This window comes from Aeromonas sp. MR7 (genome assembly GCF_963899385.1).
In the GTDB taxonomy this organism is placed as follows: Bacteria; Pseudomonadota; Gammaproteobacteria; order Enterobacterales; family Aeromonadaceae; genus Aeromonas; species Aeromonas bestiarum.
Window position 1 is genome coordinate 153,166 of sequence record NZ_CAWQXH010000021.1, and the last position, 26,562, is coordinate 179,727.

Consider the following 26,562-nt stretch of genomic DNA (forward strand, 5'->3'; position numbering starts at 1 on the left):
TCAAGCAAAACAGGCCGGTGGCGTCAGATTCAGGCGGGCTCGCAACACATCTTGTACTGGGGATGGCCGGTGAGGGGATCGAACTCCTCCCCCTCGATCACGAAGCCGTGGCGGCGGTAGAAGCGCACCGCCTGATCGTTTTCCACGAACACCCGCGCATGCAGCCTGGCCCCCTGCAACTTGGCCTCCTGCAGCAGCGCATGGCCCACGCCGCGTCCCTGCCGGTCCGGTCGCACGAACAGGGCGGCGAGGTAGTCATCCACCAGCGCCATGAAGCCGAGCAGCTCGCCGCGCTCCTCGAATACCCAGATGCGGGCGTGGTCGAGATAGCGGGTGCGCAGATCTTCCTGGGCCTGCCACCAGCAGGAGGCATCGACGAAATCGTGGGCCTGCAGGGAGGCCAGCAACCAGATTTCGACGATCTCTTCCATGTCCTCTGACCGACTCGGCCTCAACATATCTGCATCCTTGTTAACAACTTGAACACCCGCAGTCTAGGGGAGTTTGATGACAGGGTTGGGGGCGAACATGGCTCCCTGTGAACTCGATCGCCCTTTATTTAGCGAGAATGATTGGCTGATCACAAAGCGCCTCTCTAGTACAATGCCCGCCGGACAATCTATGAGACCGAGGACGCCATGTGGTTTAAAAACCTGCAGATTTATCGCTTTACCCGCCCCTTTGACCTGACAGTGGATCAGCTGGAAACCCAGCTCGAGGCCTGCGCCTTCACCCCTTGTGGCAGTCAGGATATCTCCCGGTTCGGTTGGGTCAAGCCCCTTGGCAAATTCGGCTCGACCCTGACCCACTCGGCCGCCGGCCACATCCTGCTCTGTGCCCGCAAGGAAGAGAAGATGCTGCCGGGCTCCGTCGTCAAGGAGATGCTGGCGGAGAAGGTAGAAGCGATCGAATTCGAGCAGGGCCGCGCCCTCAAGAAGAAAGAGAAGGAAGCGCTGAAGGAGGAGATACTCCACACCCTGCTGCCCCGTGCCTTCAGTCGTACCAGCCAGACCTTTGCCTGGATCAATCCGGCCGACAATCTGATGGTGGTGGACGCGGGCTCCGCCAAGAAGGCGGACGATCTGCTGGCCCTGCTGCGCAAGAGCATAGGCACCCTGCCCGTGGTGCCCGTGGCCCTCAAGAATCCACCCGAGATCACCATGACCGAGTGGCTGAGCGAGGGCAATCTGCCCGCCTCCTTCGCGCTGGAAGACGAAGCCGAGCTGCGCAGTGCCATGGAGCACGGTGGCATCATCCGCTGCAAGCAGCAGGATCTGATGACCGACGAGATCAAGAACCACCTGTCCAACGACAAGCTGGTGACCAAGCTGGCCCTCAACTGGGGCGAGACCCTGAGCTTCGTGCTGGGAGACGACATCTCCATCAAGCGCCTGAAATTCAGCGAAGAGCTGCGCGAGCAGAACGACGACGTGACCAGCGAAGATCCCGCCGCCCGTCTGGACGCGGACTTCGCCCTGGTGACCGCCGAGCTGGCCCAGTTCATCCCGGCGCTGTTTGCCGCCCTGGGTGGCGAAGAGCAGTCCATCTAGCCCGGCCTGCTTCACCAAATTGCAAAAACCGCCCCTGGGCGGTTTTTTTATGGCCGGCGCTGACGGATGGGGCCTATTGATAAATGAGTAAGGCATTGATCCTGTTCAACAACTTGAGTAACCAGTGCCAATCGTGACATAGTCGCCCCTCATGGTCATAAAACAGACAAGGAGAGTGTCATGTTGCTCAAACCCCTGGGGCTGACCCTTGCCCTCGCCCTGCTGGCCGGTTGCGCCAGCGACAAGGGCTTTCACTATGCCCCGCCGCCCCAGACCCTGCTCGCCCCCGAGGCGGCCAGCGGCTGGACCGACAAACAGGGCTGGCAGGGCCATGACTTCATGGTGGCGGCCGCCAACCCGCTGGCGGTGGATGCGGGCTACCAGATCATCCGGGCGGGTGGCAGCGCCGTGGATGCCGCCATCGCGGTGCAACTGGTGCTGACCCTGGTGGAGCCGCAATCCTCCGGCATCGGCGGTGGCTCCCTGCTGCTGGTGTGGGATGGCAACAAGGTTACGGCTGTGGATGGCCGCGAGACGGCCCCCGCCGCTGCCACCGATCAGCTGTTCATGAAGGATGGCAAGCCGATGGCCTTCTACGACGGCGTGGTGGGTGGCCGCTCGGTCGGCGCGCCGGGCACGGTGCGGGCGCTGGCGCTGGCCCACCAGCGTTACGGCAAGCTGCCCTGGGCCACGCTGTTCGAGCCCGCCATCACGCTCGCGGAGCAGGGTTTTGTGATAAGCCCGCGGCTGGCCACCCTGCTGGCAAAAGATCCCTACCTCGCCAGGGACCCGGATGCCCGCGCCTACTTCTATCTGCCGGATGGCACACCCAGGCCCGCCGGCAGCACGCTCACCAACCCGGCGCTGGCCAAGGTGCTGCGCACCCTGGCCACACAGGGGGCGGATGCCTTCTATCAGGGACCGCTGGCCCAGGCCATGGTGGCCAAGGTGCGCCAGCATCCCACCAATCCCGGCGTGCTGGCGGCGGCGGATCTGGCCAGCTACCAGGCCAAGCTGCGGGACGGTCTCTGCTTTGACTATCGCCAGAGCCAGATCTGCGGCTTTCCCACCCCCTCCTCCGGCACCATAGCCCTGGGCCAGATCTTCGGCATGCTGGAGAGCCGCGACATGGCGGCCCTCAAGCCGATCGCCACGACGGAAGGGGGACTGGCCGCATCAAGCGAGGCCATTCACCTCTACAGCGAGGCGGCGCGGCTCGCCTTCGCCGATCGCAACCAGTATGTGGCGGACGGCGATCTTGTCAGCGTGCCGGTGAAGGGGCTGCTGGACAAGGGCTATCTGGCCGAGCGGAGCAAGCTTATCGGCGAGCGTTCCATGGGCCTGGCCCAACCGGGCACGCCGCCGCTGGCACTGGCTCGCGGCAAGGATGCAACCCCCGAGCTCCCCTCCACCAGCCACGTCTCCATCGTCGACAAGGCGGGCATGGCGGTCTCCATGACCAGCTCCATCGAGGATGGCTTCGGTTCGCGGCTGATGGTCAACGGCTACCTGCTCAACAACCAGCTCACCGATTTTTCCTTCACCTCGCTGGATGCCGCCGGTCTGCCGGTGGCGAACCGGGTCGCGCCCGGCAAACGGCCGCGCTCCTCCATGTCCCCCCTGCTGGTGTTTGACAAGCACAGTGGCGAGCTCGAAATGAGCCTGGGCTCTCCGGGGGGCTCCGCCATCATCAACTACGTGGGCAAGACGCTGCTCGGCACCCAGGATTGGGGGCTGAACCTGCAGCAGGCCATCAACCTGCCCAACTTCGGCAGCCGCAACGGCCCCACCGAGCTGGAGGCGGGACGCACCCCCGAGGCAGTGGTCGAGGGGCTCAAGGCGAGGGGACACGAGGTGGTGCTGAGCGAGCAGACCTCGGGCCTGCAGGGGGTCGAGCGCAATGCCGGCGGCTGGTTCGGCGCCGCCGATCCGAGGCGCGAGGGGATTGCCAAGGGCGAGTGAGTGCCCGCGTCTCTGCAACAAGGCGACCTCAGGGTCGCCTTGTTGCTTGTTGCGCCCTGGCGCCGCCCCGGGGCGCACACTTGCAGACAAAAATCATCGCAGATTAATTACTCCTGCCAACAAAATGGAGAAAGGAGCCCCTTCCCCCCTGCATTTCGATACTTATGCACTTTTAATCGCAAATAAGCGTTGAAATGTGGATAAATATTGCTTTTAGGCAAAAAATGTATTATTTTTCAACAGAAACGACAACTGTTGTCCCCAATATCCAGTGTTTGTCGCGGCCAACATCTGTCTCTTTCGCCCCCTGCTCATTGACAGCTGCCCTGTTCATCCCGCGCGGTGATCTGGTAGCCCCCTGACTGCCATTAGCGAGGTGACGACATGGACCACTCCCTTCCCCTGATTACCACCCTGGTTGGCGGCTTCGTGCTCGCCTACGTGCTCGGCATGCTTGCCCATCGCCTCAAGATCTCGCCCATGGTGGGTTATCTGGCGGCCGGGGTGATCTCGGGCCCCTTCACGCCTGGCTATGTGGCCGACATGGCGCTGGTGCCCGAGCTGGCGGAGCTGGGCGTTATCCTGTTGATGTTCGGGGTGGGCCTGCACTTCTCCTTCAGCGACCTGATGTCGGTGAAGAAGATCGCCATCCCGGGCGCCATCGTCCAGATAGCGGTCGCCACCTTGCTCGGCATGGGGCTCTCCTCCCTTATGGGGTGGGATCTCACCGCCGGCCTGATGTTCGGCCTCGCCCTCTCCACCGCCAGTACAGTGGTGCTGCTGCGGGCGCTGGAGAGCCGCCAGAATCTGGAGACCCTGCAGGGGCGCATCGCCATCGGCTGGCTCATCGTCGAGGATCTGGTGATGGTGCTGGCGCTGGTGATGCTGCCCATACTCGCCAATATCCAGCACGGCGATCAGAGCATGAGCTGGCAGAGCATAACGCTGGATCTGGGCTGGACCCTCGGCAAGGTCGCCCTGTTCGTGGCGCTGATGATGGTGGTGGGCAGCCGCTTCATCCCCTGGTTGCTGGCTCACACCGCCAGCACGGGCTCCCGGGAGCTGTTCACCCTGGCGGTACTGACCGGCTCCCTCGGCATCGCCTTCGGCGCGGTCAAGCTGTTCGGCGTCTCCTTCGCCCTCGGCGCCTTCTTCGCCGGCATCGTCATGAACAGCTCCGAGCTGAGCCATCGCGCCGCCAACAACACCTTGCCGCTGCAAGATGCCTTCGCCGTGCTCTTCTTCGTCTCGGTGGGCATGCTGTTCAACCCCGCTGTGCTGCTGACGGATCCGCTGGCGGTGCTGGCCACCCTGTTCATCATCATGTTCGGCAAGTCGGTGGCGGCCTACGCCATTGTGCGGCTGTTTCGCTACAGCCAGCGCACCGCGCTCACCATCTCCGCCAGCCTGGCCCAGATCGGCGAGTTCTCCTTCATCCTGATTGGCCTCGCCATCGTGCTCAAGCTGGTGCCGGAAGCGGCCCGGGATCTGATCCTGGTGGGTGCCAGCCTCTCCATCATGCTCAATCCGCTGGTGTTCAACGCCGTCGAGCGCTACCTGGAGAAGCACCCGGATGCCGACAACACCCAGGCGCTGGCCGAGTGCAAGTGCCCGGCCGTCGAGATGAAGGATCACACGGTGCTGGTGGGCTTTGGCCGGGTCGGCCGCCGGCTGGTGGAAGGGCTGCAAGCCGCCGAGCGGCCGCTGGTGGTGATAGAGCAGGATCCGCACCGGCTGGAGAGCCTGCACCAGGCCGGGATCCCTCATATCAATGGCAACGTGGCGAACGATGAGGTGCTGTGTCGCGCCGCCATCGCCGATGCCAGCTGGCTGCTGGTGGCCATCCCCAACAGCTTCGAGGCCGGCGAGGCCATCGCCCAGGCCAGGCTGATCAATCCGGCCATCCGGGTCATAGCCCGCGCCCACAGCGATGACGAGGTCAACTTCCTCACCCGGCAGGGGGCAGACAAGGTGATCATGGGGGAGCGGGAGATAGCGCTCGGCATGCTGGCCGAAACCACGGGCTGACCGCCATTGGCACGGAGCGAACCGACAGAGAGGGGCCCCAGACCCCTTTCGTTTGGGCCGCGCGCAGCGGCCAGCCCCCAGCCATAGTGGCGCAATATCGCCGACATGGCACACTTTGGGTCCCTTCGTCAGCCCCCCAGCCGGGGCACAATGGCCAGGGCACGGCGACCAGACTGCCACTCCCCTTCTCATCAGCACAAAGCGCTGACCAGCCCGACCCAACCCCCCGGGTAAACAGCAGATCCTGCAGTGACCCCCACCGGATGGGGAAGCCAGCCCGCCAGATGGGCAGATCCGGCGTGCACTCCCCTGACTAGACTGGGCAGGTCGTCTTATGACACCCACTTATGCCATTCATCTGTCACGCTACCCGGAAGGATCCGATATGAAACCCTTGCTGACCGCCCTCTTGCTCCCCCTGCTGCCCCTCGCCGTGCAGGCCGCCGACCCCGTCTGGATCACGGTCGGAGCCGACAGCGGCGTCGAACTCAAGCAGGTCAAGGCCAAGCTGGCCCCCCTGTTCAGTGCCAGCGGCGCCCCCGTCCAGCTGGCTCAGGTCGAGGCGAGCGAGCTCGGCACCCTCTCCCACCTGATGCACGAAGGCCATCAGCGCTGCGGCGGCTATGTGGTGCACAGCACCCTGGCCGACGCCCTGCAGAGCATGGCCCAGCCCCTCAGCCAGAACCTATTCAGCGCACCGCCGCTGACCCAGGGCGGCAGTGTCAACCGACTGCTGCCCTATCTGGATCAGGGCAACATAGTCGGCACCATCAGCAAGCTCGCCAGCTGGCGCAACCGCTACTACACCACCACCACAGGGGTGCAATCCGCCGACTGGGTGGCCAGCCAGTGGCAGAGCCTGAGCGCAACCCTGCCCTGGGCCAGCGTCAGCCGGGTCAAGCACAGCGGCTACCCGCAGCAATCCGTGGTGCTGACCCTCAAGGGCAGCCGCTATCCGGATGAGGTGGTGGTGATCGGCGGTCATCTCGACTCCACCGCAGGCTCGGCTCCCAACAGCCGCACCCTGGCCCCCGGCGCCGACGATGACGCCTCCGGCATCGCCACCCTGACCGAGGTGCTGAGGGTCATCGCCGAGCAGGGGCGCCAACCGGAACGCACCCTTCAATTTATCGGCTATGCGGCGGAAGAGGTGGGCCTGCGCGGCTCCAAGGACATCGCCAGTCGCTACAAGGCGGCCAACACCAAGGTACTGGCGGCGTTGCAGCTGGACATGACCAACTACCAGGGCTCGGCGGAAGACATCGTCTTCATGACCGACTACACGGACCAGGGACTGACCGGCTATCTCGCCCAGTTGCTCGATGCCTACCTGCCGCAGATAAGCTATGGCTATGACAGCTGCGGCTACGGCTGCTCGGATCACGCCTCCTGGCACAATCAGGGCTATCCCGCCGCCATGCCGTTCGAGTCGCGCTTCAACGACTACAACCCCAACATCCACACGGCGCAGGATACCCTGTCAAATTCGGACGCCTCCGCCGGTCATGCCCTCAAGTTCGCCCAGCTGGCCACCAGCTTCGCCATCGAGATGGGCAAGATCAACTGAGCCAGATTCCGTTGAAAACAGGATAAAAAGAGAGGGAGGCTTGGCCTCCCTCTCTTTTAACGTCTCCCGTTCAGTGCGGCCCGTGTTGCCAGCCGTGCAGACTGTCCTGGCGCAGCTGCCGCCAGGCGTCACGGGAGAGGCCGGGTTCGCTGGCCGCCAGCATCTGCTGCAATTCGACAAGCTCAAGGGCGCTGGCAGCCCGCGGGGCTGGATTGTCCGGCCAGCAGGCGGCAGGCAGGGCCTGCACGGCCAGCAGGGCGAGAGAGAGTATCAACAGATAGGGCATCATCCTGGGGCTCTCATGTTCCGTCACCGGGTCTATTCTTGTCGGGACTGATGACGGCTTGATGACAGGGCGGGATCGTCATTTTACAACATCTGACGAGGCGGGCCGGCGCCTGGATGCATATGGCAACATTTATGCCAAATCTGCTCGGACCAGTTAATTTATGCCCTAAAAAGTAGCCGGGAGGAAAACGTTATCCCTGAAAAGAAAACGTTATCTGGTCAAAACGTTGTTTCTGGATCATAAAAAGTATCCAAAAACTGGTGTATATTGCACGGCGGAAACTCCTTAACCATGAAGACTGACATGAAAAAGACCAAAATCGTCTGCACCATCGGTCCCAAGACCGAATCCAAAGAAATGCTGGCTAAAATGCTGGATGCCGGCATGAACGTCATGCGCCTGAACTTCTCCCACGGCGACTACGCCGAGCACGGCGGTCGTATCAACAACCTGCGCGCTGTCATGGCCGAAACCGGCAAGCACGCAGCTATCCTGCTTGACACCAAGGGTCCGGAAATCCGTACCATCAAGCTGGAAGGCGGCAACGACGTTGCCCTGGTCGCTGGCCAGACCTTCACCTTCACCACCGACCAGACTGTGGTTGGCAACAAAGACAAAGTGGCCGTGACCTATGCCGGTTTCGCCAACGACCTGCGCGTCGGCAACCGCATCCTGGTGGATGACGGCCTGATCGGCCTGGACGTGATCGAAATCACCGAGCGTGAAGTTGTCTGTAAAGTGCTGAACAACGGTGATCTGGGCGAGAACAAGGGCATCAACCTGCCGGGCGTCTCCATCAAGCTGCCGGCCCTGGCCGAGAAAGACAAGCGCGACCTCATCTTCGGTTGCGAGCAAGGCGTGGATTTCGTTGCTGCCTCCTTCATTCGCAAGAAAGAAGACGTGCTGGAAATCCGTGAGCACCTGAAAGCCCACGGTGGCGAGAACATCCAGATCATCTCCAAGATCGAAAACCAGGAAGGCCTGGACAACTTCGACGAGATCCTGGCTGTCTCCGACGGCATCATGGTTGCACGTGGCGACATGGGCGTGGAAATTCCGGTTGAAGAAGTGATCTTCGCCCAGAAGATGATCATCACCAAGTGCAACAAGGCACGTAAAGTGGTTATCACCGCCACCCAGATGCTGGATTCCATGATCAAGAACCCGCGTCCGACCCGCGCCGAAGCCGGCGACGTGGCCAACGCCATCCTGGACGGTACCGACGCAGTCATGCTGTCCGGTGAATCCGCCAAGGGCAAGTACCCGCTGGAAGCCGTGACCATCATGGCCACCATCTGCGAGCGTACCGATGCCGTGATGCCGTCCAACCTGTCTGCTGCCAACGACAGCAACAAGCTGCGCATCACCGAAGCCGTATGTAAAGGCGCGGTCGAGACCTCCGAGAAGCTGGATGCCCCGCTGATCGTGGTTGCCACCGAAGGCGGCAAGTCTGCCAAGGCCATTCGCAAGTACTTCCCGCAAGCCTGGATCCTGGCCATCACCACCAACAAGAAGACAGCTGCCCAGCTGGTTCTGACCAAGGGTGTGATTGCTCACGTGGTTGACAGCATCGCCTCCACCGACGATTTCTATCGCATCGGTAAAGAAGCTGCGCTGGCCAGCGGCATGGGTCTGAAGGGTGACGTGGTTGTCATGGTCTCCGGTGCCCTGGTACCGAGCGGCACCACCAACACCGCCTCCGTTCACGTACTCTAATCCGTACCGAACCGATGAAACGGCGCCTGCGGGCGCCGTTTTTTTTATCTGCCCCCCTGCTTCCCGTTCAAGCCCGGTGTTAGAATCCACGCGGATTCAATCCAAGTGGGAAATTTCCCAAATATCGCGTAATAACCCGGAAGTTTTATGCTCTCAACACGCTTCAAAAGAGCCTCGGCCACCCTGTTGCCGCTGCTCTGCTTATTCATCAGCCTCTGCGTACCGCAAGCCATGGCGCAGGACGTGCCCCAAAGAGCCAGCGTACAGCGCGCGCTCGATGCCCTCGGCAAGTCAGACACCCTCACCGTCAGCCAGCAGGCAGACCAGAAGCTCCTGACCGAGACCCTCAGCCTGCTCGACAGCATCGAGAAGGAGCACGCCAAGGCCAAGAGCCAAACCCAGCGCCTTCGCTCCCTGCCGGGTGAGCTCAGGGACATCAGCGCCAAACTCGATGCCCTGACCCAGAACAAGAGCGCCGAGCAGATCAAGAGCGAATACGCCAGCATGAGCCTGGCGGAACTGGACAGCCGCCAGCCGGAAGTGCTGGCCAATATGCAGGATGCCCAGGAAACCCTCGGCACCATCGGCAGCCAGCTCACCAGTCTGCAAACCCTGCCGGAGCGGGCCCAGACCAACATGAGCCGCGCCTATCAGCGCAGCCAGGAGATCCGCACCCGCCTCAACGTTGGTGACAGCGTCAGCAGTGCCGAGAAGATGAAGCTGGGCGCCGAGCTGGCCTTGCTGGAGCTGCAACTGGCCAACCTGCAACAACAGCTGGATAACCGCACCAGCATGCAGGATCTGGCGGTCAAGCAACGGGACTACCAGAATGCCCGCCTCGCCAACGAGGAGCAGAAGCTGCAACTGCTGCAGGAGCAGAGCAGCGCCAAACGTCTGGGCGATACCGAAAAGACTGCCGAGCAGACAGGTGAACTGGTCGCCATCGACGATAACCCGCTGGTACAAAAAGAGCAGGAACTCAACCATCAGCTCAGCCAGCAACTGGTCAGCGCCACCACCAATCTCAACAATCTGGTGCAGAAGAACCTGCAAGCCAAGAGCTGGCTGGAACGCGGCACCCAGACAGAGCGCAACCTGAACGAACAGGTACAGATGCTCAAGGGCAACCTGCTGCTGTCGCGCATCCTCTATCAGCTCTACCAACAGCTGGAGTCTTCCCCTTCCACTCTGGTCAAGAACCTGGAGGAGCAGATCGCCGACCTGCATCTGGCCCAGTTCGAACTGAGCCAGCAACGTGACCAACTGTTCCAGAAAACCCAGTATCTGGACAACCTGATCGCCAACAGCAGCGAACCTGTCACTGCAGAGGACAAGGCCAACCTATCCACCCTGCTCGACACCCGCATCAGCCTGCTCGACCAGCTCAACCGTCAGCTCGACAGCCAGCTGACCAACGCCATCAGCCTGCAGCTGACCCAGCAGCAGCTGGCGCGGATCTACGCCTCCATCGAATTTACCCTGCAGCAACACATCTTCTGGGTCAGCAGCAACAAACCCATCGATATGAAGTGGTTCATCAACTGGCCAGCCCAGGCCTACAAGCAAGCCTCGGACTGGGTGCTGAAGCCGGACTGGGACGGCTGGGGCGAGATGCTGCTGCCGGTTTCCCTGCTCGCCTTCCCGCTGCTGCTGGTGGGTGGCCTGCTGATCTGGAAGCGCCCGACCCTGGTCAAGCGCCAGCAGAGGATCGCCAAGGATCTGGGACGTTTTCGCCAGGACAGCCAGTGGCACACACCGCGCGCCCTGCTCTATTCCGTGCTGCAGCGCCTGCCGGGCAGCCTGTTCATACTGGCGGCCGGTCTCTGGCTCACTTACTGCGGCCTGCTCAGCCCCAAACTGATTTTCCAGATCACCCTCAACCTGGCCCTCGGTTATCTGGTGTTCAGCGTCTATCTGGCGGTAATGCGCCCGGGCGGCATTGCCGAATCCCACTTCCGCATGCCGAAGGCCGAGCTGCAGGCCAAGCGCACCAGCATGCGCTATCTTTGGCTGCCGCTGCTGCCGCTCATCATGCTCTCTACCAAGGCGGTGGTAGAGCCCTCGTCGCTGGGCAACGATGTGGTCGGTCAGGCGCTGACCCTGCTGCTGCTGGGCCTCACCACCTATCTGGTGTTCCCCATCTCTCGCGCCATTATCAAGGGCGAGGGCAGCATGCAGCAGTCGATCACCGCGGGCGCCCTGGCGCTGGCGCCGGTGGCACTGATGGTACTGGTCGGCCTGGGCTACTACTACACGGCGCTGAAACTGACCGGCCGTCTGGTGGAGTCCTTCTACCTGCTGATCATCTGGAGCCTGGTATACCGCACCGCCCTGCGTGGTCTGGAGCTGGCGGCCCGCCGTCTGGCTTACCGCCGTGCAGTGGCCAAGCGTGAGCACAGATCGGTGGAAGACGCGGAAGGTGGCGAGTCCATCGAAGAGCAGCCCATGGATCTGGAGGATGTCAGCCAGCAATCCCTGCGCTTGACCCGCACCGTGCTGCTGCTGGTATTCGGTGTCGCCTTCTACTGGCTCTGGTCTGATCTGGTGGCTGTCTTCTCCTACCTCGACAGCATGGTGTTGTGGCACCGCAGTGAAGGGAGCGGCGCCAATGCCGTGCTCTTCCCGATCAGCCTGAGCGACGTGCTAATCGGCTTCCTTCTGCTCGGGGGCGCCTGGTCACTGGCCCGCAACCTGCCCGGTCTGCTGGAGGTGCTGGTGCTCTCCAAGTTGAACCTGGCCCAGGGTACCGCCTACGCCATCACCACCATGCTCAACTATGTGCTGATCGGCTTCGGCTCCCTGACCGCCCTCTCCATGATGGGCGTACAGTGGGACAAGCTGCAGTGGGTAGCGGGTGGTCTGTCGGTCGGTATCGGTTTTGGCATGAAGGAGATCCTCTCCAACTTCGTCTCCGGCATCATCATACTGTTCGAGCGTCCGGTGCGGATCGGCGACACAGTCACCATTGGTCCCTTCTCCGGTACCGTCTCCAGGATACGTATTCGCGCCACCACCCTGACCGACTTCGACCGCAAAGAGGTGATCATCCCCAACCAGCAGCTGATGACAGAGCGGCTGATCAACTGGTCCCTGAGCGATACCGTCACCCGCGTCATAGTGCGGGTCGGGGTCGCCTACGGCTCGGATCTGGAGCTGACTCGCACCCTGCTCAAGCAGGCCGCCGACGACAACAGCCGCGTGTTGAAAGACCCGGCCCCCATCGTCTACTTCCTCACCTTCGGCCCCAGCACCCTGGATCACGAGCTGCGCTTCTTCGTGAGCGAGCTCGGCGATCGCAACCCGGCCGTGGACGAGCTGAACCGCAAGATCGACGCCCTGTTCAAGGCGAACGGCATCGAGATCGCCTTCAACCAGATGGATGTCTACATCAAGAACATGAAGGGCGAAGAGCAGAAGGTGGAGCCCAGCTCCGCCGCCCTGCCGCCGCCGGGCCAGCAGCCCGCCTGATGCAGGACGACAACCAGTACCCAAGGCCCCGTGACGGGGCCTTTTTTATGGTCCTGGCCCGCCCGGCGGAACCGGGTTGGCGGTTTTGTGATGGCGAGGCGAGAACAAGCCGTCACTTATCAGTAACTTGGATAGCGGATAAAGGGCGACGGCACGACCGCCAGCTCGGCCAAGCCGGGATACACTCAGGTGCCACATCCCCACATTTGCAATCGAGGTGCGCCATGAATTCACCATCCAGTCTGCTCGCTTTTCTCGGCTCCCCCCTGCTCGGGGTCGCCGCCACCTATGCAGATCCGGCCAGCAAGGAGACCGGCGTCTATATCTGCGGGGTCGAGATCCATGACGACGATACGCTGCTGCTCAGCTTTCCCAAGGGGCACCAGCTGGCGGCGGGCGACAAGATCACCCTGCACCTGGACAACCGCACCGGAGTCGATGAGTACGATGCCTCCCTGAGCGTCTATCGCGCCTCCTACAAGGGGCGGGTCGAGCGGGTTTCGCCCGGCAGGGTCCATGTCACCCCGCTGCAGTTCGAGCTCTGGTATGGCAATCGGGTGGTCCATGCCTTTGCCCAGCCGGACTATCAGCATCCGCAAGACGGGCGAGAGGCAGTTCCGCTGCCGGTCACCCCGCTCACCGGCCTGCCCGTACCTGACCTGCGCGAAGTGGAGAACAAGATAGGGGTACTGGTCACCCGGGCCCAGTCACAGCCGCACACCACAGTGCTGGCATTTCTCTCCTCGGATGAGGACGACATCTTCTTCATCACCTTCCCCGAGACCTTCAAATCCCGGCTGCTCAAGCGCGACGGCCGCTGTCATTTCGCCATCGACTCGCGGGCTGTGTTTACCTACACCCGGGCCATCGAGTGGAATTACACCATCATCGCCGCCGATGCCTACCAGATCCCGCAGGATCATCCACTGTTCGAGCCCATTCGCGCCGCGTTCGTGCAGAAAAATCCATGGGAAGTGGGCTTCTTCAGCCACCCGCAGGTGGAGCTCTATCACCTGAAGGCCCATCAGGTGGTGTGCCCGGGCCGGGCAAAAGAGTAAGCAAAACCCCGGAGGATGGAGATAAGATTGGCCTGCCGTTACCCATGACAAGGAGTAGAGATCAGATGCAGCAGGTTGTTTACGTCGCAAGCCCCGCCAGCCAGCAGATCCACGTGTTCGCCCTGGCCGAGAGCGGGGAGCTCGCGCTATTGCAGGTGGTCGATACCCCGGGCCAGGTCCAGCCGCTGGTGACAAGCCCGGATGGGCGCTGGCTGCATGCCGCCGTGCGGCCCGATTTTGCGGTCATCAGCTACCGGATTGGCATGGATGGCCGGCTCAGCGAACAGGGCTCGGCGCCGCTGGCAGGCAGTGCCTCCCACACCGCCATCACGCCCGACGGCCGCTTCCTGCTGGCGGCTTCCTACGCCTTCAACCATGTCACCGTCTCCCCCATCGATGCCGCTGGCCTGGTGCAGGCCCCACACCAGCACATGGATCCGCTGATGACGGCTCACTCGGTCACCCTGCTGGCGGACGAGCAGGGCAGGCAGGAGGCGCTGGTTGCCTGCCTCACGGAAGATGCCATCCGCCGCTTCACCCTGAGCGACGAGGGGTGGCTGGCGCCCCATCCGCAGGGAGATCTGCAGACCGCCAGCGGCGCCGGGCCAAGGCACCTGGCGCTGCACCCCGTCAATGGCGATATCTACTGCCTGAACGAGCTAGATTGCACCATCAACCGCTACCACAGGCAGGCCGATGGCCATATCCATCTGCAACAGAGTCTGGACATGCTGCCTGCGGGGTATCAGGGAGAGCGCTGGGGGGCGGATCTCCATGTCACGCCGGATGGCCGTTTTCTCTACAGCTGCGAGCGGGCCAGCAGCCTGCTGACCCTGTTTGGCATAGCGGAACGAGATGGCAGCCTGACCCCGCTGGCCCACTTCCCGACCGAGACCATGCCGCGCGGCTTTGCCATCGATCACAGCGGCCGCTATCTGCTGGCAGCCGGGCAAGCCTCCCACCAGCTCGCCGTACACCGCATAGACCCGGGCAGCGGCGAGCTGACGCTGCTCGCGCGCCATCCGGTGGGCGACGGGGCCATGTGGGTGCGAGTGCTGGCCTTGCCCGAGTGACGCCGGGAAACAGGTCGAAATGAGTGAGGCCACCCTGGGGTGGCCTCTTTTTCATCATCTCAATGCACAGCAAGCCAAGCGCTTAATCCTTGGCACTCTCCATGGCGCCCTCTTCGGAGCTGGCAGGCAAGATCAGGTTGAGCAGTATGGCGGCAACCGATGCCAGGCCGACACCGGCCAGGGCGAAGTCACCTATCTTCATCTCCAGCGCGCCGACGCCGACCGTCAGGGTCACGGCCACGATGGCGATGTTGCGGGCCAGCCCCAGATCCACCTTGGACTCCACCAGCGTCTTGAGACCGATGGCGGCGATGGACCCGAACAGCAGCAGCATGATGCCGCCCATCACAGGCATGGGGATGGAGGTGAGCAGGGCGTTGAACTTGCCGAAGAAGGCCAGAATGATGGCGAACACGGCGGCCCAGGTCATGGTGACAGGGTTGAAGTTGCGGGTGATCATCACGGCGCCGGTCACTTCGGCGTAGGTGGTCACGGGTGGGCCACCGATGAAACCGGCGAAGCAGACGCCGATACCGTCACCGGCCAGGGTACGGTGCAGGCCCGGGTTCTTGGTGTAATCCTGCCCGGTCACGCCACCGATGGCGAGCACGCCGCCTATGTGTTCGATACAGGGGGCTATGGCCACCGGCAGCATGAACAGGGCGGCAGCCCAGTTGATCTCCGGCGTTTCGAAGTGAGGCAGTGCCAGCCAGGGGGTGTTGACCAGACCGTCGAAGTTCACCTGGCCCATCAGCACGGCAGAGACATAACCGGCGATGACACCGCACAGTATGGGGATCAACTTGATCCACCCCTTGCAGAACACGGCCGCAATCAGGGTCACCGCCAGCGAGATGCCAGCCAGCGTCAGCGCAGTCCCAGCGGGCACCACCTGCTCACCACCGGCACGACCCATCGCCATGTTGCAGGCAACCTGAGCGACCGACAGGCCGATCACCATGATCACGGGGCCAATCACCACGGGCGGCAGCAACTTGTGCACAAAGCCCATGCCCCGCACGCGAATGAGTGCGGCCAGGATGAAGTACATGAAACCGGCGGCAAACAGGCCAAACATGGTGGACGGCAGTCCCCATGTCTGGGTGGCGTAGATGATGGGGGCGATGAAGGCAAAGCTGGAACCGAGGAAAATCGGGACCTGGCGGCGAGTGCAGAGCTGGAACAACAGGGTGCCCACACCGGCGCCAAGCAGGGCCATGGAGGGGTTCAGTCCGGTGAGCAGGGGCACCAGAACCATGGCACCGAAGGCGACAAACAGGATTTGCAGCCCGGCGACACTTTGCTTGACTAAGGAAAACATGGATGTCCTTAATTTTTTGATAACTGACAGGGATATTTGACACTTTTCAGTTATCACAAGACGCTTTCAAGGCGTGAAATGGGCCATTTGGCGTCATTCGTTACCTTTTACTGCTTGGGGAGGGCGTGAAACTGGCTGTTTAGGCGGGATTCGTTGCTACAAGCATCGAGTATGCGATTTTACGCACTTTTATGGCGGACGCCAATCGTTTTTCCACGCGACTTTGTTTGTCAAAGGCTCACCCCTGCTCCGCCATAGGGTCACTCTATACTTGATTGCGTGAATCCCTGCCGGACAAGGAGTCCCCCATGCCACTGCCCTCTTTCAAGCCCAGCCAGCGCAGATTGCTGGTGGGATCGGCCATCGCATTGGCCCTGTTTGCTACCCCATTCAGTTATGATTTCACCCACAACGCATGGCAAATGAATCAGGCCCATGCCAAGTCCTGCTTCATTGCCGGTACCCGCATCGTCATGGCCGACGGCAGCGAGCGCCCCATAGAGACGCTGCAAGCCGGTGAACGAGTGCTGGATCAACATGGTCATGTCAACCGGATCCAGGCTATAGAGCGGGTGCTGCTGGGGGAGCGCAGGCTCTACGGGATCAACCAGCTGGCGCCCTTCTTCACCGCCGAGCACCCCTTCCTGACCTCTCGCGGCTGGGCGGCCATCTCGCCAGCCATGACCCGTACCGAAAATCCGGCCCTGGCCGTGTTGCCGCTGTTTACCGGCATGCGCCTGCTAGGCTGGCCGGCAGCCGCAACCAGCGCGGGCAATCTGGCGCTGGCCCCGCAACCGAGCGAGCTGCTGGATTGACGCACCGCCCACCACGGCACTGTTCAACCTGATCCTCGATGGCAGCCACAGCTATATTGCCAACTCGCTGATCGTTCACAACAAGGATGGTGACAGCGGTGGTGGTAGCGACAGCGGTGGCGGTAGCGACAGCAGTGGCGGTAGCGACAGCAGTGGCGGTAGCGACAGCAGTGGCGGTAGCGACAGCAGTGGCGACAGCGACAGCGGTGGCGGTAGCGACAGCGACAGCAGTGGCGGCAGCGACAGCAGTGGCGACAGCGACAGCAGTGGCGGCAGCGACAGCGGCGGTGGTAGCGACAGCAGTGGCGGCAGCGACAGCGATGGGGGTGGTCAGGGTAGTGATGACAATGGCGGTGGTGAACACGCCGGTGGTGAGCATCATGCAGGGGGCGAGCAGCATGGCGGAGGAAACCGCCACGCCGGAGGGGATCGTCATGCCGGCGGACGCGGACTTGGCAACGGCCTGGATGACTATGGCGTGGATGCCATCAATGCCAATGGCAACGAGATCCGGGGCGACGGCACTGTCGACGACAAGGGCGTGGATGCCGTCGATGCCAACGGCAACGAGATCCGGGGCGACGGCACTGTCGACGACAAGGGCGTGGATGCCGTCGATGCCAACGGCAACGAGATCCGGGGCGACGGCACTGTCGATGATCGCGGCCAGACGCTGACCGATGCACAGGAACAAACCCTGATCCAGCAGGGCTTTCGTACAAAGGAGCAACCATGATCCGTTACCTGCTGCCCTGGCTTTCCCTGTGGCTGCTCGGCTGTGCCACCCTTGAGCACGCCCCTCTCTACCACCAGATGGACAAGGCCGATGTGGCACTGGCCAACCAGGCGCTGGCCGATACACTGCAAACCCGCCCCAAAGGCCAGAGCCTCACCTGGTTCAATGCCGCCAACCGTCACAGTGGCAGCGTCACGCCGCTGCGCACTTTTCGCCACGCCAATGGCCATTGGTGCCGCGACTATCGCGAGCAGCTCTACATAGGCCAGGCAAGCCAGCAGTGGCAGGACACCGCCTGCCGCAGCAAAGAGGGACACTGGCTGCCGCTGCGCAGCTGACGAAAAAAGGGGGTGGCCGACGGCCACCCCCTTTTCATCACACGCTTTCGACCGTCATACCCGGCGATAAGGCAGGTAGAGCGGTTCCCACATGTGGCTCAGGATATGCTGCTGCAGATCCTGCCCGATCAGCGGATGGGAAGGATCCTTGCGCACTATGTCTTTGAGCACGGCAGTCGCCACGTGCACCGAGATGTTGCGCAGCTCGCGAATACGCGGATAGACGGAGCCTTGTGCCAGATCCACCTCGTTCACGCACTCGGCCAGTGCAAAGGCGGCCGTGGTGAAGATATCCGGGCTGATCTCGCTCAGCTGGCTGACGATGGCCGCCAGCCCCACCCCGGGGAAGATGAAGACGTTGTTGCCCTGGCCTATGCGGTAATCCTTGCCCTCATAGTGCACGTCCTTGAACGGGCTGCCGGTGGCGACGATTGCCTTGCCCTGACTCCAACGGTAGATGTCTTCCGGCAGCGCTTCGCAGTTGGCAGTCGGGTTGGAGAGCGGGAACACCATGGGGCGGGCACAGTGCTTTTGCATCAGCTGCACGTGCTCCTCCTTGAAGGCGCCGCCGGAACCGCTGGTGCCGAGCAGCACTGTGATGGGCACATGGCGCAGCACGTCGGTCAGGTTGGCCCTGCCGGGCACTTCAGTATCCCAGCCCGCCAGCAGCAGACCCGGTTTGGCGTAGCGGCGCTTGTACTCGTCGAGCCCCTCGCGGTTGTCACACACCAGCCCCTGGGTATCCAGGATATAGATGCGATCCCGGGCCGCCTGCGGATCCAGTCCCTCGCGGATCATGCCGGCACAGATCTGATCCGCAACCCCTACCCCGCCGGCGCCGGCGCCATAGACCAGATAGTTCTGCTGACCCAGGGTCTCCCCCTTGACCTTGACCGCCCCTATGATGCCGGCCAGTACCACGGCCCCCGTGCCCTGAATGTCATCGTTGAACGACGGCAGTGACTGCTGGTAGCGGGAGAGATTGTTGAAGGCGTTGGACTTGCTGAAGTCTTCCCACTGCAGCACGGCGTTCGGGAAGTGGCGCTTGACCCCGGCCACAAACTTGTCGATGAAGTCGTCATACTCCTTGCCACGGATGCGCTTGTGAGGCTGACCCAGATACATGGGATCGTCCAGCAGGGCCTGATTGTCGGTGCCCACATCCAGCGCTATGGGCAGGCAGCAGGCAGGGTGAATACCGGCCGCCAGAGTATAGAGAGAGAGCTTGCCGATGGGGATCCCCATGCCGCCCACCCCCTGATCACCTATTCCCAGGATGCCCTGGCTGTCGGTCACCACGATAATGCGCACCGATTTTGCGTCCAGCTGGCGGGCCAGGGAGCCCATGTCCTCGACGTTTTTCGGGGTGATATAGAGGCCGCGCGCCTTCTGGTAGCGGTGGCTGAACTCCTGGCACGCCTTGCCGACGGTCGGGGTATAGATGATGGGGGTCATCTCCTCCACGTGGCGTGACAGCAGGGCATAGAACAGGGTCTCGTTGCGATCCTGCAGGGCGCGCAGGTTCTGGTACTTTTCGATGTCGCTGCAGGCGCTCAAAAAGCCCTGATAGACCCGCTCCAGCTGGGCCTCAAAAGTCTGAACCCGGGGAGGCAACAGGCCGTCGAGCTCGAAGTCGGCGCGCTCCTGTTCGGTGAAGGCGGTGCCCTTGTTGAGATTGCGATCGTTGAGCAGATCGGTGCCAGTCAGTGCAACGGGGCGAAAATCCTGTCCCTGTGCATCTTTCCACAGCAGATATTGTCCGGTAGCCATAGTCGTTCTCTTTGATTTACGTGAAATTGCCGTTCGGCAGGAGAGCAAGACTCATAATGAAATCAATCATATGACGTTTGGTTGTTTAGTTTTGTGAGCTTGGGCATACCCTGCGGCCAAAAAACGCGCCAAACCGGTTTATGGCCTCATACCGGCCACGCACGGCCTAAATCGGCCAACTATGCTGAACAACAGGCCACCAGCAGGATGAGTTTCCTCAGGGGCGGGAGAGAACAGATGAGTGATATCCTGATCGTCGATGACATGGCGTCCAACCGCTACATATTGCGCTGCCTGCTGGAAGAGGCGGGTTATCAGGTGCGCGAGGCGACCGACGGCCAGCAGGCGCTGGATGCCGCTACCCGGTTTCCTCCCGCACTGGTGTTGATGGACATCAACATGCCGGTGATGGATGGCTATGAAGCGTGCCGCCGCATCAAGCAGTTGCCGGGCCAGTGGTGCCTGCCCGTCCTCTTCATCAGCGCCAACAACGAGATCAGCGCCCTCGAGCAGGCCTTTCAGGCGGGCGGCTGCGACTATGTCTCCAAGCCCTTTCACCAGCTAGAGGTGCTGGCCCGGGTGCAAAACCAGCTGCGCCTCAAGGATCTGAGCCGCCAGCAGGCCAAGGTGCAGCTCTACCAGAGCCTGTTCCAGCTCACGGCCGGGATTGCCCACGAGATCAACACCCCGGTCGGCATCGGCATCACGGCCTCCAGCCTGATCCACGGTGCGGGCGATCTGCTGGCGAACGCGGTGCAAAACGGCATGCTGGGCCAGCGCCTGCTCCACCAGCAGCTCACCGACATCAAGGAGGGCACAGAGCTGGTGGAATCCAGCCTGCGCCGGGTCGCCCTGCTGATCACTCGCTTCAAGGAGCTGACCCGGGATCAGCACGAGCCGCCGGCCCTCCCCTTCCCGGTGCAAAAAAGCCTGCGCAAGCTGCTGCAAGCCTTCTCGCCCGAGTTTCTCATCGCCAGAGTCAACGCGGATGTCGGGGGCGAGGAGGTAACCCTGACCGCCCCCGAGCCGCTGTTTCTCGATCTGGTGCAGGAGCTCATCAAGAACAGCATGGATCACGCCTTCAAGGGGCCGGGGCAGCACAGCTTCGGCCTGAACATAGCGCAAAGCGGCAACGAGCTGCTGCTGACCTACAGAGACTCGGGCCCCGGCATGACGGCCGAGCAGCTGCCCCGCCTGTTCGAACCCTTCTTCACTACCCAGCGCGGCAACACCAACCACTGCGGCCTGAGCGCCTGCCGCATCCACAATCTGGTGGAGAACAACCTGCACGGCCAGCTGACCGTCACCAGCCCGCCCGGCCAGGGGCTGACATACCAGATCCGGCTCCCCCTGCAGCCGCCCCTGTAAAGAGGCTGGCGCTGACGAGGCGATGACAAGCAGACAATAAAAAGGGACGCCTCGGCGTCCCTTCTCTTTCATCGTTGAATCGCGGTCAGCCTCAGTCGGGCTTGCCTGCCTTGGGCTCGTCGAGCTGGTGCTTCACCTCTTCATACCAGAGGTCGTGGTGCTCCTTGGCCCAGGTCTCGTCCACCTCGCCGCTGATCATCCCCTCCAGCGCCCCTTCCAGCTGGAACAGGCCCATGTAGATATGGAAGATGAAGCCGCAGATGAGGATCAGCGCCCCGACGATATGGATAAAGCTGGCCCACTCCATCTGGCGGCGCAGCTGGCCGAAGATGGGGAAGTCCAGAAACAGCCCGGTCGCCACCACTATGCCGCCAAACCAGATCAGCAGCCAGAAAATGGCCTTCTCGCCGCCGTTGGAGAAGCCCGCCGAGGGGTGGCTGCCCTTGTGAGGGCCCAGCATGCCGCCCGCCTTCATGAACCAGCGCACATCCACCATGTTGACTATGTTGTGGCGAAACCACTTGATGAGCACGCCCAGCAGGCAGAGGAAGAATAGCGGCCCCACGTAGTTGTGGAACTCCTTGGCGAACCAGATCCAGTTCTCCCACACCCCCATGCTCACCACCGGCTTGATGAAGTGCTTGCCGTAGATGATGGCCAGCCCTGAGCCAGAGAGGGTCAGGAACATGCCCGCCGTGGTCCAGTGCAGCGCCCGATCCAGCCGGCTCCAGCGTTTGAGCTTGCGCCCGGTGCGTGGCTTGGAGAGCCGGGTCGGCCCCACAGCCCAGTACATCAGGCCGCACATGGCCAGGGAGCCGAAGATGGCGATGGCACCGAGTGGCGACACCCACTTGGTCTTCACCTCGAACCAGAGCTGGCCCGGCACCGAGATCAGCACCCCGTGCTCCGGCGAGCGGGAGGTGGTGTAACCCTCCTGCCCGTCCTTCACCGCCCGCCAGTAGTCGGCGCCGGCAAAGCCGACCGCCTCCTTCTCGGCGTCGGCGAAGCTGGCAGTGCTCACCAGCAGCAGGGCGGCAAACAGGGCCATTAGCCAAGTTTTCATGCCGCCCCTCCCTTGCCCGCCTTGCTGGCGTCATGGAACAGCTCTTCACCGCTGCCCCAGCCCGCTTCCTTGGCGCCGCGATAGGCGACCCGCTCGCGGAAGATGTCGGAGATGACCTGCGCGTCACCGGCCAGCAGCGCCTTGGTGGAGCAGAGCTCGGCGCACATGGGCAGCTTGCCCTCGGCAATGCGGTTGGCACCGTACTTCTGGCGCTCCGCCTCGCTGTGATCCTCTTCCGGCCCGCCGGCGCAGAAGGTGCACTTGTCCATCTTGCCCCGATCGCCGAAGGCGGCGGTCTTCGGGAACTGGGGCGCCCCGAACGGGCAGGCAAACAGGCAGTAGCCGCAACCGATGCAGAGATCCTTGTTGTGCAGCACTATGCCGTCGTCCGTGTGATAGAAGCAGTCCGCCGGGCAGACCGCCATGCAGGGAGCGTCGGTGCAGTGCATGCAGGCGACCGAGATGGAGGTCTCCCCCGGCAGGCCGTCGTTGAGGGTCACCACCCGGCGCCGCTGTATGCCCCACTCCAGGGCGTCGTCGTTCTCGTTCTTGCACGCCGTCACACAGCCGTTGCACTCGATGCAGCGCTTGGTGTCACACATGAATTTCATTCTGGCCATGAGATCAGGCTCCTACTTTGCGAAAGCGGCACAGGGTGACCTTGGTCTCCTGCATCTGGGTGACAGGGTCATAACCATAGGTGGTGACTATGTTGACCGATTCCCCCAGCACATAAGGGTCAGACCCTTCCGGGTATTTGGATCGCAGATCCTGGCCCTCGAAGTGGCCGCCGAAGTGGAACGGCATAAAGGCCAGCCCCGCCTTGACCCTTGGGGTCACCAGCGCCTTGACCAGCACCCGGCCCCCTTCCGGCCCCTCGACCCACACATCCTGACCGTCGCGCACGCCGACGTCGTTGGCATCCGCCGGGTTCATCTCGACGAACATCTCCTGCTGCAGCTCGGCCAGCCAGGGGTTGGAGCGGGTCTCATCGCCGCCCCCCTCGTACTCCACCAGACGGCCGGAGGTGAGGATGATCGGGAACTCCTTGCTGACGTCCTTCTCCTGAATGGAGGCGTACTGGGTCGGCAGGCGCCAGAGGCTCTTGGAGTCAGACCAGGTAGCGTAGTCGGCCAGCAGATCCCGACGCGGGGTGTAGAGCGGCTCGCGGTGCTTGGGCACCTGGTCCGGGAAGGTCCACACCACGCAGCGCGCTTTGGCGTTGCCATAGGGCACGAAGCCGTGCTTGATGGCGACCCGCTGGATGCCGCCAGAAAGGTCGGTCTTCCAGTTCTTGCCCTCGGCCTCCTTCTTCTCGGCCTCGGTCAGCTCATCCCACCAGCCGAGCTGTTTCATCAGATCGGCGGTGATCTCGGGATAGCCATCCTCCACCTCGCTCCCCTTGGGCCAGGAGTCTTCGGCAAGCAGCGAAACGCCCTGATACTCGATGCCGAAGCGGGCACGGAACCCGCCGCCCCCCTCGGAGACCGGAATGCTGGTGTCGTAGAGGATGTGGCTGCCTGGGTGCTTCATCTCAGGGGTGCCCCAGCAGGGCCAGGGCAGACCATAGATCTCGCCGCTCACCGGGCCCCCTTCGGCCTTGAGGTTGGTCTTGTGGAAGGTGTGCCAGTTCTGCTGGTGCGCCTTGAGCCGTTCAGGGCTCTGGCCTGTGTAGCCCACGCTCCACATGCCGCGGTTGTACTCGCGGGTGATGTCTTCCAGCAGTGGCTCGTTGTTCTCCACCTTGATGTGCTTGAACAGCTCATCGGCGAAGCCGAGCTTCTTGCTCAGCAGATACATGATCTCGTGATCCACCTTGGATTCGAACAGGGGCTCGACCACCTTGTCACGCCACTGCATGGAGCGGTTGGTGGCAGTGACGGAACCATAGGTCTCGAACTGGGTGGTGGCCGGCAGCAGGTAGACGCCGTCGGTGCGATCGTTCATGACGGCGGCGACTGTGGGGTACGGATCGACAATCACCATGATGTCGAGCTTTTGCATCGCCTTCTTCATCTCGGGGCCGCGGGTCTGGGAGTTGACCGCATGGCCCCAGTAGAACATGGCGCGAATGTTGGAGCCCTGCTCGATGAGATCGGCGTTCTCCAGCACACCATCCACCCAGCGGGAGACAGGAATGCCGTTGTTCTGCATCGGCAGCTTGCCGTTATAGGCCTTGTTGTCAAAACGTGCCTTGATCCACTCGTAATCCACATCCCACACCCGGGCCCAATGTTTCCAGGAGCCCTCTTCCAGCCCGTAGTAGCCGGGCAGGGAGTCGGAGGTGACGCCAAAATCGGTGGCACCCTGCACGTTGTCGTGACCGCGGAAGATGTTGGTACCCGCCCCGCTCTTGCCCACGTTGCCGAGGGCCAGTTCGAGGATGCAGTAGGCACGGGTGTTGTTGTTGCCCGTGGTGTGCTGGGTGCCGCCCATGCACCAGACCACGCAGCCGGGACGGTTGTCGGCCAGCAGCTTGGCGGCGCCATGGACCTGCTGTTCGTTGAGGCCGGTCACCCGCTCCACTTCGGCCGGGGTCCAGCGCGCCACCTCTTTTTGCACCTCGTCCATGCCGTAGACGCGGGTGCGGATGAACTCCTTGTCTTCCCAGCCGTTCTTGAAGATGTGCCAGAGCATGCCCCAGATAAAGGCGACGTCTGTGCCCGGGCGCAGGGAGAGGTACATGTCCGCCTTGGCGGCGGTGCGGGTGCGACGCGGGTCGACCACCAGGATCTTGCAGTCGTTGCGCTCTTTCGCCAGCAGTATGTGCTGCATGGCGACCGGGTGGGCCTCCGCCGGGTTGGAGCCGATAAACATGATCGACTTGCTGTTGTGCATGTCGTTCAGGCTGTTGGTCATGGCGCCATAGCCCCAGGTGTTGGCTACGCCGGCGACCGTGGTGGAGTGGCAGATGCGCGCCTGGTGATCCACGTTGTTGGTGCCCCACAGGGACGCCATCTTGCGAAACAGGTAGGCCTGCTCGTTGGAGTGCTTGGCGGAGCCGAGCCAGTAGACGCTGTCGGGGCCGGACTCCTTGCGAAGCCGCAGCACTTCATTGCCCACCTCTTCGATGGCCTGCTCCCAGCTCAGACGCTGCCACTTGCCGCCCACCAGCTTCATCGGGTACTTGAGGCGACGCTCGCCGTGGCCGTGCTCACGCAGGGCCGCCCCCTTGGCGCAGTGGCCACCGAGGTTGAAGGGGTGATCAAACGCCGGCTCCTGACCGGTCCAGACGCCGTTTTGCACCTCGGCATAGACGCCGCAACCCACAGAACAGTGGGAGCAGATGGTGCGCTTCACCTCGACCGGCACGTCGGCCGCCACGGTTTTGGCCTCGGCCCGTTGCATCATGGCGGGGGCCAGCCAACCGGCGGCAACGGCGCCGCCGGCCACCAGACTTGAGTTGACCATAAAGGCGCGGCGGGTCAGCCCCTGGCCGCGAGCGGCCGCATTGCCTTGCTCGCTCACGTTGACCGGCTCGGCTCGTTTTGTCAGTTTCATAAGGTCTCCTTCACTGAGCCGGCTCAGTCGGTGCCGCGCAGGGTGCGATAAAAGTCGTGAACATGGGGTGTCTCCCGATAGCCCTTGTCGGGCTGGGTGTCGTGGGTCAGCGCCTCCTTGCTCACCACCCGGCCGGTGGCACCGGCCAGCACGCCTATGGTGGCGACCACGCCCACCCCCTTGATCAGATTGCGTCGGGACGGGTCTTTCAGCTTTTCATCGCTCATCTTTCTGTGACCTCTGTTTTTGTTATGACCAGCCGCACTGTGCCGGCTTCGCTATGAGTGAGTGGGTGCCGCGTCATGGCAGCGTCACCACAGGGGTACCAAAGGGCAGGCGCAGATCCTGCTCCAGTTTGAAAAAGTCTTCGGCAAGCGCCCCGACCGCCCGGTAGAAGCTGCCACCCTTCGCCTCTTGCTGATCGCGGCAGCAGGCGAGCACCCAGGGGGCCAGATGGCGTTCATAGAAGCGGTTGCGATCCGGGTGCAACTCGGTAATCAATACCGCCATCACCTCGCACAGGGCGGCCAGGTGATCCTCGGGTTCGCACACCCCGCTCTGGCGCTCGAAGCCCAGAGACTGGAGGTCTGCGCGCAGCACCGCCAGCGGCAGCTCCATCAGAGAGCCGGTGAGATACCAGGAGGCAAACGGCACTATTTCGCCGCGCCCCAGGCCGATAAAGAGATCCTGATACTCCTCGGCGAGTTCGCTTTCGCGGTGGCTGCTGGCGGCCAGTTGCACCAGCCCCAGCCCTCTGGCAAAGGGGCCCGGCATGGCCTGCAAGCCTTGCAGCCAGGCGAGTTGCTCGCCTCGGGGAGCGGCGCGCCACAGGCTCGCCAGCAGGGCATACATGTCGGCGCTGCTCTGTTCCAGATCTGTCATGGTCAGTTCGCCTGCATTCAGTGCGGTATGGCTATTCGGTTGTTCACTCATCACAGG

19 protein-coding genes and 1 pseudogene are annotated in these 26,562 nt (G+C 62.6%); 11 read left to right on the forward strand and 9 right to left on the reverse strand.

All coding sequences use genetic code 11. From position 1 onward, the window contains the following. Positions 1-29: 29 nt before the first annotated feature. Positions 30-458, reverse strand: a complete 429-nt coding sequence (locus AACW87_RS12515) for a GNAT family N-acetyltransferase (RefSeq protein ID WP_043137934.1) — start codon at positions 456-458, stop codon at positions 30-32. A 180-nt stretch (positions 459-638) separates the two neighbouring features. Between AACW87_RS12515 and rdgC the strand changes: the two genes are divergently transcribed. From rdgC to AACW87_RS12535, 4 genes are all read left to right on the forward strand, one after another. Next, positions 639-1,550: a recombination-associated protein RdgC gene (gene rdgC, locus AACW87_RS12520; protein WP_043137930.1), complete on the forward strand. Its 912-nt coding sequence runs from the start codon at positions 639-641 to the stop codon at positions 1,548-1,550. 180 nt (positions 1,551-1,730) lie between these two features. Further along, a complete protein-coding gene (ggt, locus tag AACW87_RS12525; protein ID WP_241325109.1) occupies positions 1,731-3,512 on the forward strand; it encodes a gamma-glutamyltransferase in 1,782 nt (593 codons plus the stop codon). A gap of 384 nt (positions 3,513-3,896) precedes the next feature. After that, the gene (gene ybaL / locus AACW87_RS12530) at positions 3,897-5,540 is read left to right on the forward strand and encodes a YbaL family putative K(+) efflux transporter (protein WP_241325110.1); all 1,644 of its coding nucleotides are present in this window, start codon (positions 3,897-3,899) and stop codon (positions 5,538-5,540) included. A gap of 385 nt (positions 5,541-5,925) precedes the next feature. Beyond that, complete coding sequence (locus tag AACW87_RS12535) at positions 5,926-7,107, forward strand: M28 family metallopeptidase (RefSeq protein WP_043137919.1); 1,182 nt, start codon at positions 5,926-5,928, stop codon at positions 7,105-7,107. A 70-nt stretch (positions 7,108-7,177) separates the two neighbouring features. Here AACW87_RS12535 and AACW87_RS12540 read toward each other — a convergent pair whose 3' ends face one another. Continuing rightward, complete coding sequence (locus AACW87_RS12540) at positions 7,178-7,393, reverse strand: hypothetical protein (protein ID WP_445206853.1); 216 nt, start codon at positions 7,391-7,393, stop codon at positions 7,178-7,180. A gap of 306 nt (positions 7,394-7,699) precedes the next feature. Between AACW87_RS12540 and pykF the strand changes: the two genes are divergently transcribed. The 4 genes from pykF to pgl all read left to right on the forward strand — a co-directional run bounded on the left by pykF (position 7,700) and on the right by pgl (position 14,711). Then, a complete protein-coding gene (gene pykF, locus AACW87_RS12545; RefSeq protein ID WP_042870985.1) occupies positions 7,700-9,112 on the forward strand; it encodes a pyruvate kinase PykF in 1,413 nt (470 codons plus the stop codon). A 147-nt stretch (positions 9,113-9,259) separates the two neighbouring features. Continuing rightward, positions 9,260-12,580, forward strand: coding sequence for a mechanosensitive channel MscK (mscK, locus tag AACW87_RS12550; protein ID WP_241325112.1), 3,321 nt, complete (start codon positions 9,260-9,262; stop codon positions 12,578-12,580). Positions 12,581-12,804: 224 nt separating this feature from the next. Then, entirely contained in the window at positions 12,805-13,638 is an 834-nt protein-coding gene (locus AACW87_RS12555; protein ID WP_241325113.1) for a hypothetical protein, read from the forward strand. 65 nt (positions 13,639-13,703) lie between these two features. Beyond that, positions 13,704-14,711: a 6-phosphogluconolactonase gene (gene pgl, locus AACW87_RS12560; RefSeq protein ID WP_241325114.1), complete on the forward strand. Its 1,008-nt coding sequence runs from the start codon at positions 13,704-13,706 to the stop codon at positions 14,709-14,711. A gap of 82 nt (positions 14,712-14,793) precedes the next feature. On the opposite strand, the gene AACW87_RS12565 is transcribed toward pgl, so the two are convergent. Further along, positions 14,794-16,032 (reverse strand): uracil-xanthine permease family protein, encoded by a 1,239-nt coding sequence (locus AACW87_RS12565; protein WP_172955298.1) that lies wholly within the window; start codon positions 16,030-16,032, stop codon positions 14,794-14,796. Positions 16,033-16,340: 308 nt separating this feature from the next. Between AACW87_RS12565 and AACW87_RS12570 the strand changes: the two are divergent. Then, positions 16,341-17,583: pseudogene (locus AACW87_RS12570) on the forward strand (hypothetical protein). Continuing rightward, positions 17,580-17,921 (forward strand): RT0821/Lpp0805 family surface protein, encoded by a 342-nt coding sequence (locus tag AACW87_RS12575; RefSeq protein WP_241325115.1) that lies wholly within the window; start codon positions 17,580-17,582, stop codon positions 17,919-17,921. The pseudogene AACW87_RS12570 and the gene AACW87_RS12575 overlap by 4 nt, the downstream one beginning before the upstream one ends. Before the next feature lie 54 nt (positions 17,922-17,975). Here the strand turns inward: AACW87_RS12575 and AACW87_RS12580 are convergent, their stop codons facing one another. Beyond that, on the reverse strand, positions 17,976-19,691 hold the full coding sequence (locus AACW87_RS12580) for an NAD-dependent malic enzyme (protein WP_098983163.1): 1,716 nt from the start codon (positions 19,689-19,691) through the stop codon (positions 17,976-17,978). 237 nt (positions 19,692-19,928) lie between these two features. Here AACW87_RS12580 and AACW87_RS12585 point away from each other — a divergent pair, with 237 nt between their 5' ends. Continuing rightward, positions 19,929-21,059, forward strand: a complete 1,131-nt coding sequence (locus AACW87_RS12585; RefSeq protein WP_098983161.1) for a hybrid sensor histidine kinase/response regulator — start codon at positions 19,929-19,931, stop codon at positions 21,057-21,059. Positions 21,060-21,150: 91 nt separating this feature from the next. On the opposite strand, the gene AACW87_RS12590 is transcribed toward AACW87_RS12585, so the two are convergent. From AACW87_RS12590 to AACW87_RS12610, 5 genes are all read right to left on the reverse strand, one after another. Beyond that, positions 21,151-22,122, reverse strand: a complete 972-nt coding sequence (locus AACW87_RS12590) for a formate dehydrogenase subunit gamma (RefSeq protein WP_241325116.1) — start codon at positions 22,120-22,122, stop codon at positions 21,151-21,153. Continuing rightward, a complete protein-coding gene (gene fdh3B, locus AACW87_RS12595) occupies positions 22,119-22,742 on the reverse strand; it encodes a formate dehydrogenase FDH3 subunit beta (protein WP_042865547.1) in 624 nt (207 codons plus the stop codon). Before fdh3B ends, AACW87_RS12590 begins: the two co-directional genes overlap by 4 nt. A gap of 4 nt (positions 22,743-22,746) precedes the next feature. Next, positions 22,747-25,623 (reverse strand): formate dehydrogenase subunit alpha, encoded by a 2,877-nt coding sequence (locus AACW87_RS12600; protein ID WP_241325117.1) that lies wholly within the window; start codon positions 25,621-25,623, stop codon positions 22,747-22,749. Between the two features lie 23 nt (positions 25,624-25,646). Continuing rightward, on the reverse strand, positions 25,647-25,850 hold the full coding sequence (locus tag AACW87_RS12605; RefSeq protein ID WP_043137891.1) for a transcriptional initiation protein Tat: 204 nt from the start codon (positions 25,848-25,850) through the stop codon (positions 25,647-25,649). A 73-nt stretch (positions 25,851-25,923) separates the two neighbouring features. Continuing rightward, positions 25,924-26,556, reverse strand: a complete 633-nt coding sequence (locus AACW87_RS12610) for a TorD/DmsD family molecular chaperone (RefSeq protein ID WP_241325118.1) — start codon at positions 26,554-26,556, stop codon at positions 25,924-25,926. Between the last annotated feature and the right edge of the window lie 6 nt (positions 26,557-26,562).